The following is a 15,850-nucleotide window of genomic DNA, read 5'->3' as shown; positions in this document are numbered from 1 at the left end:
AGATTATTTCAAGAAAAAAGTGTACGTGAAGCCAAGGGGGGTGAAAATGTGGGAAACATTTTATATGAAGAAAAGAATCAAATCGCCTATGTCACACTTAATAGACCAAGTGCGTTAAATACATTTGATTATCAAACATTACTTGAACTGGATAAGGTTATTGAAAGTATTCGTCTTAACAAAAATGTTAGAGGAGTTATTTTTACTGGAGTGGGTGAAAAGGCTTTTAGTGCCGGTGCAGATTTAAAAGAAAGAAAAACACTTGGTGAACAAGAAGTAAGAAGAAATGTAAAATTAATCCGCGATTGTTTCCACGCAATTTATCAATTGAACCAACCGACGATTGCAGCAATAAATGGTTATGCTTTTGGTGGTGGATTCGAGTTGTCACTTGCATGTGATTTTCGAATTGCTGTAAGCTCTGCTGAAATGGGGCTAACTGAATTAAATTGGGCGATTATTCCAGGTGCGGGAGGGACGCAACGTTTGCCAAGACTAATTGGAGAAGCAAAAGCTAAAGAGTTAATTCTGACAGGAAGAAAAATAACTGCCATAGAGGCAGAAAACTACGGTATTTTAAATAAAGTTTCAAAACCAGGACAATTAATAGAAGACAGCGAGCAACTCTTAGCTGCAATTTTAGCAAATGGACAGATTGCTATTGAACAGGCGAAACATGCAATTAATGAAGGAATGAATGTTGATTTAGAGACAGGCTTGGAAATTGAAGCAAAAGCATATGAACGAACGATACCAACTAAAGATAGACTAGAAGCACTGCAAGCATTCAATGAAAAGCGTAAACCGGTATTTACAGGTGAATAATTGCAATACTCAATAAAAAGTGGTAATGTATATTTATAAAAAGCCATCCGTTATTTTTACGTTATTCTTTATAGAGACAATAAAGTGAAATAACAGGGGATCAGTTGGAATTTATTCATCTGAATGTCTTTTGTTATGGTGCCTTTTTAAATTGATTAAACTAGCGTAGAGGATGTGGCCGATATGGCAATCGACAACGATGTTATCAACACGAGATCCATGATATTTACCTTATATGGTGATTATATTTCTCATTATGGGAATGAAATATGGATAGGAAGCCTTATTCGTTTATTTGAAGAATTTGGTCACAATGGGCAATCTGTTAGAGCAGCTATATCAAGAATGAGCAAGCAAGGTTGGATCCAGTCCCGCAAAGAAGGGAATAAAAGTTATTACTCCCTAACAGAGCGCGGAGAAGCGAGAATTGAAGAGGCAGCCAATCGAATTTTCAAACTGCAGCCTTTAATCTGGGATGGTAGATGGCGCATGCTTATGTACAGTATTCCAGAAGTTAAAAGGAATGTACGTGACGAACTTAGAAAAGAGCTTGTCTGGAGTGGATTCGGTTCGATGGCGAATAGCTGTTGGATTTCCCCAAATAATTTAGAAAAAGAGTTAGATGCAATTATTGAAAAATATGATATTAAAGAGCATGTTCATTTATTCCTTGCTGACTATACTGGTCCAGATGAAGATAAGAAGCTCATTGAGGAATGTTGGGACATTGACGAAATTAATTCGAAATATGAAGCCTTTATCATGACAAACGAAGCAAATTTTGAGCAAGCAAAGAAGAAAATTGCTACGGAGGAAATGACGGAAGCGGAATGCTTTGTCGAACGGGCAAAGCTTGTACATGAGTACCGAAAGTTTCTGTTCATTGATCCAGGTCTCCCTGATGAATTGCTTCCAGAAAAATGGCTTGGTAATAAAGCATCGAATTTATTCAGCGAATATTATAAGGTGCTCGCGGAACCAGCTAGCCGATTTTTTGAGTCGGTATTTAAAGAAGGCAACAGCTTAAAGAGAAAAAATAAGTCATACAATGCATTAGAACATGAATTGATTCCTCAGACGGAGTCTTAAAAATAGTGTGGAGCTTTCAATCCGACTTATAGATAATTCATTTATAATAAATATAATCCAAATAGGCTGTTTACATGGTAAACAGCCTATTATTCGTGTCTAAGCTTTATATGTACATTCAATCGTTCTTTAGAACTTTTAGTTGAGCTTTATAATCCTTTGCTTTCTGTACATAGGTATCAATTGTAAGTTGGATTAACTCAAAGTCTTGATCTGTTAGTTCTCTGATAACTTTTCCTGGCGACCCAAGTACTAAAGTTCTCGGAGGTATTTCTTTTCCAGATGGAATGAGAGTATTCGCTCCAATAAACGCATTTTCACCAATCACTGCACCATCTAAAATAGTTGCACCCATGCCAATTAATGCACCTTTTTTAATTGTACAACCGTGCAGAATAACATTATGTCCAATTGATACTTCGTCTTCTAATACAAGTGGGAAACCCGAATACAAATGCATAGTTGAATTGTCTTGGACATTACTTCTTTTTCCAATGGTAATGGGTGCTTCGTCCCCACGCAGAACGGAATTAAACCAAACGCTAGAATCCTCGCCGATTGTTACATCACCAATAATATGTGCGCCGGGAGCAACATACACAGATTCATGAAGCTTAGGTTCTTTATTTTGAAAAGAGAAAATCATCTGGCAACATCCTTTCTAGTATAGTAATATGCATATAAATATAACATGATTTAAACAGAGGGGGCAATAAGTTGAATGAATTATGTGAAATATTAAAAATAAGATACCCAATCATTCAAGGAGGTATGGGGAATATCAGTAATGCACCACTGACGATTGCAGTATCCGAAGCAGGTGGGTTAGGAACAATCGGCGTTGGTACAATGGAACCGTTAGAAGTGGAAAAAATAATTCAAGAAACAAAAGAAGGGACAAACAATCCTTTCGCAGTGAACATTCCAATTAATGTAACACCATACCTTAAAGAAATGTTGTCACTTGTTTTAAAGTATAAAGTGCCAGTTGTATCGCTTTCGGCAGGAAATCCAGTCCCTTTTATAAAGAAACTTCAGGACCATGACGTTAAAGTAATTACAGTTTGTGCTTCTGTAAAACAAGCAAAAAAGGTAGCGGATGCAGGAGCAGATATTATTGTTGCAGAAGGATACGAAGCTGCTGGAATTAATTCAGCATTTGAAACGACAACATTAACGCTGATTCCACAAATAACGGATCAAGTAGATGTCCCAGTTGTTGCTGCGGGAGGAATTGCTGATGGTCGAGGACTTGCAGCAATGCTCATGCTTGGTGCAAGTGGAGTGCAAATGGGAACGCGTTTTATCGCAACAGAGGAATCGCCATTTCATATGACATACAAGAATCAGATTATCCAAGCGAATGATCACGGAACAACAATAGTCGGTAGATCAGTGGGCAAAATCAGAAGAATACTTAGAACGCCTTATTCAGAAAAACTACTTACGTCTGAAGAGAAAGGAATGCAACCAGAAGCATTTGATGAAATGACGACAGAAGAACGCCATAAAATAGGTGCTCTAGAAGGAAGTATCGATGAAGGGTTTATGAATAGTGGGCAAGTAGCAGGGCTAATTTCAGATATAATTCCTGTGAAGGATTTATTAGAAAAAACGATGCGTGAAGCAAATGAAGTCATTCATTGTTATCAGAAGTTATTGTAAATATGATTTAGTTATTGAGAGAGGTCGATAGAATTTTTTAAGAAATGAGCTTGTTTTACAAAGGTAACTGGTTTGTATGTAAAATAGATTAAAGATTGAGAAATATTGTTCTTAAACTCCCTCAGATAGATTCAATTTACTCGTGAATGCTTGCTAACGGGGCATTAATCTTTAACAAGGATATTGGTCTTTGTGGTAAAATTTCTTAGTTAGGAGGCGTGAAGATTTGAAACGGAATTTTATTATAATGAATTTATTGATTATAAATATTTTTCTGTTAGGTGCATGCGGTAATGTGGAGAAAATTCAACATATCGAGGTATTTGTTACTGAAACATTAGAGGAAAACGAAGAAGGTATTTTCGAAAAAACTGGTTACAAAAAAGTGAATGTAATTACCAGTACAGAAGCAAGTGAAAATTATACAAAAACAGATGTTAAAGCAGTTGAGGACTTTTATGATATGGAAGGAAATTATATACGAACGGGAATCATACATTCAAGATTTGAGAAATCTCACATTACGAAAGCTGAAGATGGAGAAGAACGTAAGCAAGAAATTCAGGAACCATCAACAATCCTAATTCCAAATGAAAATATAGAACATTTTAAATTAGATGATATGACAAAGGAAGAGAAGGAAAAAGTGAAAGAACACGTACTATCTTTTATGGATAAGTTATAAGTAATACTTCGCTAACGGGTGCGTTAATCAAAGAAGGGTTAGCGCTCTTTTTATCGAATATATTTAAGTGACGGGGCGAATCTGCTAAATAAAGAGTAAGGAGTGTTATAAATGGGTTGGCTAATCATTGTTGCAATTGCATATCTTCCAATTATTTATCGAATACATAGACGATTAGATTATTTAGAGAAGGAAGTAAAAAGGCTAAAGGGTGAAAATGACACAATTTAACTAAAGGGTGCGTTAATTTAAGGAGGATTAACCACTTTTTTTGTAACAGGCAGATTTACTTGAAGAAGGAATGGATAAAACGATTGGGGAATGGGGAAACAATGAAAAAGAGATTAAAGAAAAAGTTAGGCAGCCGATACAATGTGTTAAAAAGGGCGAGAAGACAAAAGCATAAAAGAAGGGGCGACAAGATTATTGATTATGCAATAGTACCAATGGGAATCAAGGATAAACGAGGTTTTGATCGAGAAGGATATACACTGGATTATCCTTATGCAACCCATTGGTTTACGGAAGTTCGTTATTGTAAAAGTATTGTATATCAGACTCAAAGAGTCAAATACATTACAGGAGCTTACAGGATAAGAGTCTTTCCTTGTACTGAAAAAGGAGGAACCGATCAGGAAGGTGCCGTACAATTAATATTTTACGAAAGTGAAGTAAAAATCATTGATGTCTTCAATCGAGTAATTGACGATATGAAAAATGATAGTTTTTGGGACAATGAATATTAAGTTGAACTTTTTACAAAGGGGCGCGATAGCACAATAAGAGCTGTCGTCTTTTATTGTGCTATTTGGCAGGTTAATTCAATAATCATAGAGAACTTTAGAATATAAGATATTTATAATTAGGAGGGTATAATGGAGTTTTATAAATTCAGTAAAGACAGCGGTAAGAAGATTTCGAAGTTCAATTCAGATTTTATTATGTCTCGTATTATTCAAACCAATAAGCCAACTAACATTGGATGTATGCACTTAGATGAAAACGGGATTGTTGGCTATCACCAAGCAGTCGTTCCTCAACTTCTTCTGATTTTGAATGGAGAGGGCTATGTTCGTAATGAAAAAGAATTCCGAAATGTTTTTATTAGTAACTGCCATCATCACAATCATTCAATTTGACTTACTAAGTAACTTGTCATAAAAAATATTCTTCTTATTACGTTAATGGTTGCGTTAGTGAAAGATAATTAATCCGTTATTCAACAATTGAGCAGGATTGTTTAATAAGGAGGGACTTATGAAAAAGATTGTACTTATTGGTTCAGGTGGATCAGGGAAATCTACATTAGCAAGGCAGTTAGGCGAAAAGTTAAAAATAAATGTTTATCATCTTGATGCTTTATTTTGGAGACCTAATTGGGTTGGTGTTCCAAAGGATGAACAAAGAAGAGTACAAAGTGATTTAGTTAAAAAAGAAGAGTGGATTATTGATGGAAATTATGGCGGTACAATGGAGATAAGAGTTAATGCGGCAGATACAATAATTTTCCTTGATATTCATAGGGCAATCTGTGTCTATCGTGTTTTCAAAAGAATACTGCAGTATCGAAATAAAACCAGACCAGATATGGGAGAAGGATGCGAAGAAAGATTTGACTTAAATTTTTTTGAATGGATATGGAATTATCCAAAAACTAAAAGACCTGAAATTTTAAGAAGGCTCAATGAATTATCAAAAGATAAACAAGTTATCATTTTAAAATCACCAAAAGAAGTACAACTGTTTTTGAGGAAGATACAATAATTCATGGTTTTTCTTCTTCAATTGGGTGCATTACTTCAAAAAGGAAATTACACGCTTTTTACTGAAGTATAGGAGTAGGATTAGTTTAAAATTGGCGTTTAACTTGAGTACAACAATCGGCCATTCATATTGAAAGAAGTGGTAATATTATTGATAGAAAGATTTAGTTTTAGATCCAACTTTTTTAAAGAGTAAAGATATCTGTTTAGTAGAAAGGAGTAAAATGATGTTTATCCCAAAGAATTTTAAAGTAACAGATTTTGATGAAATTAAAGATTTTATTCAAAGCAACTCATTTGGAACAATTGTAACCACAACAGATAAAGGTAAGCCTATTGCTACTCATATACCTATGGAGTTATATAAACAAGGTAATGATTATTACCTAGAAGGGCATATGGCTTATGCGAATCCTCAATGGAAAACATTCAATATCGATAATGATACGACCCTTGTTATATTTCAAGGTCCACATGCTTACATTTCATCCTCTTGGTATAACCATGAAAATGTATCCACCTGGAATTATCAATCTGTTCATGTATATGGGATAGCAAGTGTAATGAGTGAACAAGAGTTAGAAGAACACCTTATATCATTACAAAAAAAATACGAACAACATCGTGAGAATCCAGTATTATGGGAAATTCTTTCTCCACAAACTAAAAAACAAATCAAAGGAATTGTTGGATTTAAAATTAAAATACAAGAAATTCAAGCGTCTTATAAATTAAGTCAAAATCGAAATGAAGAGGACTATCAAACTATCATTGATAAGCTGAATGAGGAAGAAGATTTAAATTCTCAACTAATTTCAGAAGTAATGAAAAATAGGAAGCCATTTAGTTAATTGTTTCTCATAGTGAGTATGTGAAATAATCTTCTTAAACGATCGGATGCGTTAATCTAAGAAGGATTAACGCTCTTTTTAACGAATATATTGTAATGAAGGGGTAGATTAGTTTAAATAGTTGGAGGAAATATATGAAGAAAAAATTAATTATTTATTTAATAGTTGGGGTAGTTAGTATAGGGTTTTTAATTTCATTACAAACATGGAATGATTATAGTGTGAAAGACTTAGATGAGGTGATTGGTTACATACCAAACGATTTTACCTCACTTACTTTACGTGAAAAAAATGATCGATTCGAATTGAAAACAGATGATAATGAAGCTATTGAAGAGTTATCATCATTTATGAAAAGTTACCGTATAAAAAAAGTAAGTGATAGAGCATACGATGATAATTTAACAAATGATGAAGGATTCGAGATAGCAATCAATCATACTCAGGCTGATAGAATAAAGGCTCTAATACATAAAGATGAAGTTCATATTTATAGAAAAGGTTACTATCAAGTTATTAACGGTCCAATAGATATGAGTTGGGTTAGAAAATTTAACGAAAAGTATCAGCATTAAAATAGTGTAATGTTGTTCCTCAAGTAACGGATGCGTTAATTCAAGGGGGATTTAACACTATTTTTGTAAAACTAATTATACTAAAGAGGCGGGAAGGTTAATGAATGCCAAAAGGAAGTGTGAAATTACAAATAGATTAATAGGTGTATGCTTATTTACTTTTCTTGGGTTTCTATTATGGCTCTATCTGGCTTCAAATCATTCTACTGTTGATGACTGGTGGACTGTGAAAAAAACTACAAAAATCACTTCAATAAATCAAGATATTACGATGGTAATTACTCCAGAACATCATGTTGTTTCACCAATGAGAGTGTTAATTGGATTGTCAGTTTTTATTTTATTAGGATTCCTACTTTCTTTTATTGTTAAGGAAAGAACTGAATGAGAAGATGGTTATTTGAATGATAGGTGCAATTATGAACCAATGCAGTCATATTTTTGCTAAAGTGTAGTTTAGCATAAGAAGGAAATTTTTAATGAAGCAGCCTGTTTAATTAATTCAGGGAAGGCCAGTGGTTTAAAATGTTGATTTTATTTAGTTGAAATAAAATGGATGGTGATTAAAAATTTTAAAAAGACATACCACATTGGCTAAGGTAATTGGTTGGTCAGGATTTCTACTTTTTATAATTGGTTTTATGTTTAACGAAGAGATAGGTGTGTGGCAGAATTTAAGAAAACTATGTTGAATATATAAATATATAGTTAGGAGCTTTGTATGGAAAAAAACTTTACAACATGGAGGAATCCTATCTTATTGTTGTTATCAATTGGAATATCAAGTATTGGGAACTTTATTTATTTAGTTGCAATTAATATTATTGTATATCAGCAAACTGGATCTGCAGCAGCTGTTGCGGGACTTTGGATTATTGGTCCATTGACTAACATTTTTACGAAGTTTTGGACAGGTAGTTTTATAGATTATCGAAGCAAAAGAAAAATAATGATTGTAACATACATAATTAGAGCGATATTTATCTGCTTCATTCCATTTGCACCAAATATGGTAATAATTTATTTAATTTTGATTATGTTGAGCGTGGCCAATGCATTCTTTAATCCATCCTCAACAACGTATGTTGCCATGATGGTTCCAAAAGAAAATAGGAAGCGCTTTAACTCTCTTCGTTCTTTTGCAAGTTCAGGAGCATTTATTATTGGACCTGCAATCGGGGGTTCACTTATATTATTAACCTCTGTCGAAACAACTTTATGGTTGAATGCATTATTCTTTGTGATTTCAGCGATTTTCTTGTTTTACCTACCAGAGATAGAGAATAAAAAAGGGGAAATAATTCCAAAATTGACCTTATCCCAAGTTTATCAGGACTTTACAGTCGTTCGGAAATTTATGTCTAATAACAAATATATATCTTTTATTTATCTTGCTTTTATTATGCTTATGATTTTCTCCTTTGCCATGGACGCACAGGAGGTAGTTTTTACGCAACAAGTTATCGGGCTTTCCGAAATGGAATATAGTTTATTAATAAGTATAACTGGAATTGGTTCTGTAGTAGGAGCAGTTTTACTTTCACTTTTTTCAAATTACTTATCTCTTAGATTAATGATTGTTGTGGGAGCAATCATGTGGACGATAGGTTATGTCCTTTACGCGTTCTCTTGGTCATTTGCATCAATCGTTGTTGGGTTCGTCATCTTAGGTTTCTTCAACGTATTTTTAAATGCTGGGATTATGACTTTCTATCAAAACAATGTTCCAGTAGAAATAATGGGTAGAGTGACGAGTATCTATCAATTAATACAAAGTTCTATCCAAGTAGTATTTATATTAATGATTGGGCTAGCAGGAGATCTTATTTCTTTAAGGCTTACGATAGTTACACTGGCACTTATCATGCTTATTTCATCTATCATCTTTTCATTTTCAGTATTGAAGCCTGAGAAAACATCTTATTATCTCGAAGGTCAGAATGGAAATTAATTGAGATTTTATAAATAACTATATAATGCTTATCTTCAACAAGGATTAACGTTCTCTCTTGATGAATTATTAAAGGAGAATAATAGTGCAATTAGTAGTATAAAGGGGATGTGAATTATGATTGGAATACTGAACCAACTAAAGGAAGTTGGAGTGCATAGTATAATAAGTGACGAACAAATTCTCTTGGAAATATTGGAAGATAATCTAAATCAGGCGGAACAAATCGATGTTCTCCTAAATGAGCTTTTAACTAAAATGGAAAGCAGCAATTTTAAAAAAGTGTTGCTAGAATGTACTAGAACTCATTTGAAGCGATTTAATTACACAGCAGAAAAAATGAAGATTAAAGGTGAAAGAGTTATATATCTAAGATCTCTAATAAATCCAATTAATATTGGGAATCTAGATTACGAGTTATGGTCAATTACCGAGAAGAAATCAGTTTTATTTTTATCTGAAGTGATGGGTAGGAATATGGATGAAACAGAGAAATTTTTAATGAGTATGAAAACTGAACTGCCTTCACAAGTAGAAAAAATGTTCACTATCTATATAGTTGAAAATGAACCTGTTGGAGTGGTCTTTCCCCATCTTGAACCTGACAAGGACAGAGAAGGACGTATTTTTTGGATAGGTATCCATCCAAAATTTCGAGGAAAAGGTCTGGGCAAGAATCTTCACTTTATAGGGTTACATAGGCTGCGAAATGATTTCAAAGCAAAATCGTATCTGGGTGCGACTGAAATTAACAATAATCCTATGAAAAAAATAATGGTACATAATGGATGTGTTGAAAATAAACATACTGTTATTTCATTAGAGAAAGCTTTTTAGTTAGCCATATTGTGAATTTTTTAACTTAAATTAACGAGTGCTTAACTTGAAGCACATTGAGCTACTAATACATCTCAATGTTCTTATTGAACGAACGGGGCAGTTTAGTAGAAGAAGAAATTTAAAAGAAAGCAACATAAAAGGGAGAGAATAGAATGTTTCCTATATTAGAGACAGAAAGACTGATATTAAGAGAAATAACACAAGAAGATGCAGAAGGGATTTTTGCTTGTTTTTCAAACGATAATGTAACCCGTTATTATGGGCAAGACACATTGAAGAATATTGATCAAGCAGAAAAATTTGTGGATTTCTTTTCAAAAAACTATACAGAAAAAAAGGGTATACGTTGGGGAATTGAGATAAAGGGTACTAAAGGAATAATTGGAACAATTGGTTTTAATGCTTGGTCAATCAAACATAAACGAGCAGAAATAGGTTATGAAATTCATCCAGAACAATGGAGGAAGGGTTATACTTTGGAAGCTGTATCGAAGGCTATTCAATACGGATTTGGAGAGTTGGGTTTAACTCGTATAGGGGCTGTTGTTTTTATTGATAATGAAGCATCCAATAATTTACTATTTAAAGTCGGATTTCAAAAAGAAGGGGTTCTTAGAGATTATATGTATCAAAACGGTAAAGCACACGATACATATGTCTACTCGCTCCTTAAAAAATAGATGGAATTATTAAACTATCGGGTGCGGTAGTCTAAGAAGGATTATCGCCCCTATGTTCGAATATATTGTAGCGATGGGGAAGTTTAGTTGAATAAGAATTTCATTAAAATTAATATTAGATATAAAATTGTGGGGGAGAAATCATTGATAAAAGGATTATATGAAGCACATTTACCAGTAAGTGATTTAGATCTTTCAATCAAGTTTTATACTGACCTAGGGCTTGAACTTGACCATATCGTAGAAGATAGATTAGCATTTTTATGGATTGAAAAAGATAAAAGTTGGTTAGGACTATGGAAAACCAATAAAGTAGAACTCGAGTACCATCCTTCTATAAGACATATAGCATTTCAAGTATCGTTAGAAGAATTAAAAAACTCAATTAGCTGGCTAAAAAATAAAGGATATGAACCTAGAGAGGCTTTTGGATTTGAGCCATACGAACCTTTCGTCATGCCTCACAAAGATTATGCACACGCTAAAATTCACTTTAATGACCCTGATGGCAATAGTTTAGAATTTATATGTAAGATAAGTAATCCCAAAAAACTTACAGAACGTATGTATTTGAGTAAGTGGGAAGAAATTAATAAATAGAATATCTCCACTAAAGGGAGCCATCGTTTAATTAGTCTGCAAAATATTACAAAAAAACGCTCAAATTTCTGAGCGTTTTTTACTTGTATTTTATATTGCTATTTCTTTGTTGAAACAAACTCCGATTAACCTGTTATTTACATTCTTAATTGCACTGTTCTCCCCGTCAACCAAACCCCTTAGATTCACAAACCCTTCTCTATTTTAAATACTTACAATTCTTTTTACAAAAATTATTGACAAATTCCAAAACTACGATTAATCTAAACAGTATATATAATTTAGCGTATCGCGTATCAAAAACGTCATATAATATTTATGTAATTTGTTAAGGGTCATAAGCATACTTTCTTGGAGGGATTGAATGTGAGAACAGAGGATATATTTGATGTAACAATTATCGGTGGAGGACCTACGGGTTTATTTGCTGCCTTTTATGGTGGATTACGCCAAATGAAAGTAAAAGTAATCGAAAGTATGCCACAGCTTGGCGGACAACTCGCAGCATTGTATCCAGAAAAATATATTTATGATGTTGCAGGATTTCCGAAAGTGACAGCAAGAGAGTTAGTGGAGAAATTGGAGGAACAAGCACTACAATTTCAACCAAAGATTGTCTTAGAGCAGTCCATCTTAACTATTGAAAAAAATGATGATGTTTTTACGATGATCTCCAATACTGGAGATAGGCACTACTCAAAAACAATTATTATTACTGCGGGAGCAGGGGCGTTTGAACCGAGAAAGCTGAAGCTAGAAAATGAAAAAAGGTTTGAAATGAATGGAAGTTTACATTATTTCGTTGATGATTTACAAAAGTTTGCAGGGAAAAAAGTGACTGTATGTGGTGGTGGAGATTCAGCAGTAGATTGGGCGTTAATGTTAGAACCAATCGCGGAAAAAGTATCATTGGTTCACCGCAGAGATAAGTTCCGGGCACATGAGCATAGTGTTGCACAATTATCCCAATCAAGTGTTAAGATAGTAACGCCATGGGTACCTCTACATTTAATTGGGGAAAACAATCTAGAGCATATTATCTTAGAGGAAACTAATGGAGAGAAAACCCTAGCAATCGAAACGGATGCATTATTAGTGAACTATGGTTTTGTATCATCACTTGGTCCAATTAGAGAATGGGGACTTGAACTAGAAAAAAACTCCATTAAAGTCGATACAAAAATGGAGACAAATATAAAAGGGATATATGCTGCAGGCGACATTAACACTTATCCTGGTAAGGTAAAATTGCTAGCAACTGGTTTTGGTGAAGCACCAACAGCAATCAATAATGCAAAAGCTAGTTTAGATCCTAAAATGAGAGTACAACCAATTCATAGTACAACAAATATGGAAAAGGTACTAAAAGAACAAGAAAATGAGCCAAATCGGATTGTTTAATTTTTTTCAAAAAGAGCATTCATATCATATTTAATAAGGAGTGTATATCATGTATTGTATTGTTGACAGAGAAACTTGTATTTCATGTGGTGCATGTGGCGCATCGGCTCCAGATGTTTTTGAATACTGTGATGAAGGACTTTCATTTGTTCACTTGGATGATAATGAAGGGACAGAAGAAATTCCAGACGAACTAATTGATGACGTGGAAGATGCAAGAGATGGCTGTCCAACCAATTCCATAAAAACTTCCGAGACCCCTTTTAACGGAAACCCTAATAAACTAGAAGAGTCTGTTTACTAACAAAGAACTACATTGAAAGTCGATTCATAAAACGAATTATCTTTAATCCAATATATTATAAAATTCATGTTTACCTCATGAAAATCATATGACGGAAAATTCTAATATCTAGTTGACACGCTAACACCCTGGTGATAAAATGACGTATAAATAACGTCATGTTTTTTTTAGTTATATCATGGGAAAGGTATTCTTTAAAAACATGAATGACATCTAGAGCGGTATACATTACGGTAAGGTTTTGAAGAGCAAAGAGCGCGCATTCGAAATCTTTTTTAGTAAAAGTTGGACAGGAATACAAGCAAAATTATCATCAAACATTTTGTAATAGGGATGTGATAAATGATAGGCAGAAGTGAGCTTGTGAGTAGACGAAAAAGGTATACCTGCGACTAAAATTATCGCAATATTTAAAACATAGTAAATGAGGGGGAATATTCATGAAAAGATGGCTACAGTTCGCTTTAATTATATTGATGAGCAGTATCGTACTAGCTGCTTGTGGTGATGGAGATGGTGAGGCAGAAGAGGCAGTTGCTTCGAGCGGGGAAACCTATATCGTAGGAGCGACACAAATTGTTGAGCACCCTTCACTTGACCAAGCTTATAAAGGGTTCCAGAAAGCACTTGAAGATGCTGGATTAAAGATTGAATATGATTTTCAAAGTGCACAGGGCGATCAGAATAATGTGAGTACGATTGCTCAAAAGTTTGTTGCTGATGATGTTGACTTAATTTTTGCAAACTCTACCCCGAGTGCAATGGGAGCTCTACAAGCGACAAGTGATATTCCAATTGTTTTCACCTCTGTAACCGATGCGGTAGAAGCAGGTCTTATCGAATCGATGGATGAAGGAGAAGACAATATAACTGGTGTAGTTGATTTACACCCAGATTCCATTGGATCAACCATTGACTTTATTGATACGTATTTTGAAGGAGCAACGATTGGTTTGATTTACAATGCAGGTGAAGCGAACTCTGTAGTTCAGATTGATGCAGTAGAAGAAGCTGTTCAAGGAACGAGTTTAAGTACGATTGAACGAACAGTAGCAAATTCATCTGAAGTTCAACAAGCAGCTACAACCCTTGTAGGAGAGGCAGATGTATTTTTCATTGTAACGGATAATACGGTTGTTTCTGCATTAGAAAGTGTTGTTGGCGTAGCTAGAGATCAGAGTATTCCTCTTATTGTTGGTGAACCAGATTCATTAGGAAAAGGCGGTTTTGCTACATTTGGAATTGATTACTTTTCTATAGGCTATCGTTCAGGAGAAATGGCCGCAGAAATTTTAATTGGGGATAAAACTACGAAAGATTTCCCAGCAGAATACCCGAAGGAAACTCAATTATTTATTAATAAACAAGCTGCAGAGGAACAAGCAATTGAGTGGAATGATGAATGGGATGACATTGCAGAATTTGTAGATCCATCATAATTAGAATAATGATTAAGTTAATCTGAATGAGATAAAAACTGTAGTTCAAGAAATGCAATTGCTTTTCTATCATATGCATAGAACAAGGCGGTCGTTAGGAAGGATTCGGTTCAGAAGAAAGAATTCGAATCCTTTTAACGAGTGTCGAATGATTTCATTCCAAACTTTCAATGGGAATAGGAGGGCATCATGTTTATTTCATTATTTGGCGCGTTTGAATCAGGAATTATTTATGCAATTATGGCATTGGGGGTTTACTTAAGTTTTCGTGTACTGGACTTTCCTGATTTAACAGTTGATGGAAGCTTTGTTACAGGAGCTGCTGTTGCCTCGATTTCAATAATTAGTGGGGTTCCACCAATACTGGCAACAATAATGGCCGCTGGAGCAGGTTTTCTCGCTGGTTGTATTACGGGAATTTTGCATACAAAAGGAAAGATCAATGCATTGCTCTCTGGAATTCTTATGATGATTGCTCTTTATTCTATAAATTTACGAATAATGGGACAGCCTACATTACCATTATTGAACGAATCAACGATTTTCAGGCAACTGGAAACGGTCTGGGCAAGTACCGGGATTAATACATTTTTAAATGGAATTTTAACATCTATTGGAATTGATAGAATGCCAGGAACATGGGCCATTCTTTTAATTATGATTATTGTAACCGTTATCATTAAGCTACTTACAGACTTCTTTTTAAAAACAGAAGTTGGACTCGCACTCCGAGCTACAGGTGATAACAAAAGAATGATTCGAAGTCTCTCAGCAAATACAGACTCCTTAATTATCTTGGGTGTAGGATTCTCTAATGCCCTTGTTGCATTTTCTGGTGCATTGATTGCTCAATATGGCGGATTTGCAGATGTAGGGATGGGGATTGGGTTAATTGTTATAGGACTTGCTTCAGTAATAATCGGAGAGGCATTATTCGGTACGAAGACGATTGCTAGAACCACGCTAGCAGTAATTGGTGGAGCGATAGTGTATCGTATTGTCGTTACAATGGCACTCCGTGTTGAATTTTTAGAAACAGGAGATATGAAAGTGATTACCGCAGTACTCGTAATTGCAGCTTTAGTAGCACCAAAAGTAATGCTTATGCAGAAGGACAGAAAGCGACGTATAAAAAAGCAGGAACTTCTTCATCAACAGAAAGTCAAGGAGGCGGCGTCTTAG

The 15,850-nt window shown here is 34.5% G+C and carries 18 protein-coding genes and 1 pseudogene; 18 read left to right on the top strand and 1 reads right to left on the bottom strand.

All coding sequences use genetic code 11. From position 1 onward, the window contains the following. The first annotated feature begins 48 nt into the window (after window positions 1-48). Both ACXYMZ_RS09915 and paaX read left to right on the top strand, forming a co-directional pair. Window positions 49-825: an enoyl-CoA hydratase-related protein gene (locus tag ACXYMZ_RS09915; protein ID WP_458948243.1), complete on the top strand. Its 777-nt coding sequence runs from the start codon at window positions 49-51 to the stop codon at window positions 823-825. Window positions 826-1,008: 183 nt separating this feature from the next. Further along, window positions 1,009-1,914, top strand: a complete 906-nt coding sequence (paaX, locus tag ACXYMZ_RS09910; RefSeq protein ID WP_458948242.1) for a phenylacetic acid degradation operon negative regulatory protein PaaX — start codon at window positions 1,009-1,011, stop codon at window positions 1,912-1,914. Between the two features lie 118 nt (window positions 1,915-2,032). On the opposite strand, the gene ACXYMZ_RS09905 is transcribed toward paaX, so the two are convergent. Next, complete coding sequence (locus ACXYMZ_RS09905) at window positions 2,033-2,560, bottom strand: gamma carbonic anhydrase family protein (RefSeq protein WP_458948241.1); 528 nt, start codon at window positions 2,558-2,560, stop codon at window positions 2,033-2,035. Window positions 2,561-2,631: 71 nt separating this feature from the next. Between ACXYMZ_RS09905 and ACXYMZ_RS09900 the strand changes: the two genes are divergently transcribed. The 16 genes and pseudogenes from ACXYMZ_RS09900 to ACXYMZ_RS09825 all read left to right on the top strand — a co-directional run bounded on the left by ACXYMZ_RS09900 (window position 2,632) and on the right by ACXYMZ_RS09825 (window position 15,850). Further along, a complete protein-coding gene (locus ACXYMZ_RS09900; protein ID WP_458948240.1) occupies window positions 2,632-3,579 on the top strand; it encodes an NAD(P)H-dependent flavin oxidoreductase in 948 nt (315 codons plus the stop codon). A gap of 226 nt (window positions 3,580-3,805) precedes the next feature. After that, window positions 3,806-4,264: a hypothetical protein gene (locus tag ACXYMZ_RS09895; protein WP_458948239.1), complete on the top strand. Its 459-nt coding sequence runs from the start codon at window positions 3,806-3,808 to the stop codon at window positions 4,262-4,264. Window positions 4,265-4,596: 332 nt separating this feature from the next. Then, window positions 4,597-5,010: a hypothetical protein gene (locus ACXYMZ_RS09890; protein WP_458948238.1), complete on the top strand. Its 414-nt coding sequence runs from the start codon at window positions 4,597-4,599 to the stop codon at window positions 5,008-5,010. 129 nt (window positions 5,011-5,139) lie between these two features. After that, window positions 5,140-5,352 (top strand): annotated as a pseudogene (locus ACXYMZ_RS09885) (cupin); the annotation flags it as partial. A 169-nt stretch (window positions 5,353-5,521) separates the two neighbouring features. Next, entirely contained in the window at window positions 5,522-6,028 is a 507-nt protein-coding gene (locus ACXYMZ_RS09880; RefSeq protein ID WP_458948237.1) for a DNA topology modulation protein, read from the top strand. A 226-nt stretch (window positions 6,029-6,254) separates the two neighbouring features. Then, entirely contained in the window at window positions 6,255-6,878 is a 624-nt protein-coding gene (locus tag ACXYMZ_RS09875; RefSeq protein ID WP_458948236.1) for an FMN-binding negative transcriptional regulator, read from the top strand. 134 nt (window positions 6,879-7,012) lie between these two features. Then, a complete protein-coding gene (locus ACXYMZ_RS09870; RefSeq protein ID WP_458948235.1) occupies window positions 7,013-7,453 on the top strand; it encodes a hypothetical protein in 441 nt (146 codons plus the stop codon). Between the two features lie 100 nt (window positions 7,454-7,553). Continuing rightward, complete coding sequence (locus tag ACXYMZ_RS09865; protein ID WP_458948234.1) at window positions 7,554-7,841, top strand: hypothetical protein; 288 nt, start codon at window positions 7,554-7,556, stop codon at window positions 7,839-7,841. Between the two features lie 333 nt (window positions 7,842-8,174). Further along, window positions 8,175-9,404 carry an MFS transporter gene (locus ACXYMZ_RS09860; protein ID WP_458948233.1) on the top strand — a complete coding sequence of 410 codons (1,230 nt, stop codon included), beginning with the start codon at window positions 8,175-8,177 and terminating at the stop codon, window positions 9,402-9,404. A 117-nt stretch (window positions 9,405-9,521) separates the two neighbouring features. Then, a complete protein-coding gene (locus tag ACXYMZ_RS09855; RefSeq protein WP_458948232.1) occupies window positions 9,522-10,241 on the top strand; it encodes a GNAT family N-acetyltransferase in 720 nt (239 codons plus the stop codon). A gap of 155 nt (window positions 10,242-10,396) precedes the next feature. Then, window positions 10,397-10,924: a GNAT family N-acetyltransferase gene (locus tag ACXYMZ_RS09850; protein WP_458948231.1), complete on the top strand. Its 528-nt coding sequence runs from the start codon at window positions 10,397-10,399 to the stop codon at window positions 10,922-10,924. 144 nt (window positions 10,925-11,068) lie between these two features. Continuing rightward, the gene (locus tag ACXYMZ_RS09845) at window positions 11,069-11,524 is read left to right on the top strand and encodes a VOC family protein (RefSeq protein WP_458948488.1); all 456 of its coding nucleotides are present in this window, start codon (window positions 11,069-11,071) and stop codon (window positions 11,522-11,524) included. Between the two features lie 366 nt (window positions 11,525-11,890). Continuing rightward, window positions 11,891-12,925: an NAD(P)/FAD-dependent oxidoreductase gene (locus ACXYMZ_RS09840; protein WP_458948230.1), complete on the top strand. Its 1,035-nt coding sequence runs from the start codon at window positions 11,891-11,893 to the stop codon at window positions 12,923-12,925. Window positions 12,926-12,974: 49 nt separating this feature from the next. Beyond that, window positions 12,975-13,229, top strand: coding sequence for a ferredoxin (locus tag ACXYMZ_RS09835; protein WP_458948229.1), 255 nt, complete (start codon window positions 12,975-12,977; stop codon window positions 13,227-13,229). Window positions 13,230-13,669: 440 nt separating this feature from the next. Further along, the gene (locus ACXYMZ_RS09830; protein ID WP_458948228.1) at window positions 13,670-14,668 is read left to right on the top strand and encodes an ABC transporter substrate-binding protein; all 999 of its coding nucleotides are present in this window, start codon (window positions 13,670-13,672) and stop codon (window positions 14,666-14,668) included. 189 nt (window positions 14,669-14,857) lie between these two features. After that, complete coding sequence (locus ACXYMZ_RS09825) at window positions 14,858-15,850, top strand: ABC transporter permease (RefSeq protein WP_458948227.1); 993 nt, start codon at window positions 14,858-14,860, stop codon at window positions 15,848-15,850.

The organism is Oceanobacillus sp. CAU 1775 (assembly GCF_054482815.1).
This window is presented reverse-complemented; position numbering and strand designations above follow the sequence as displayed.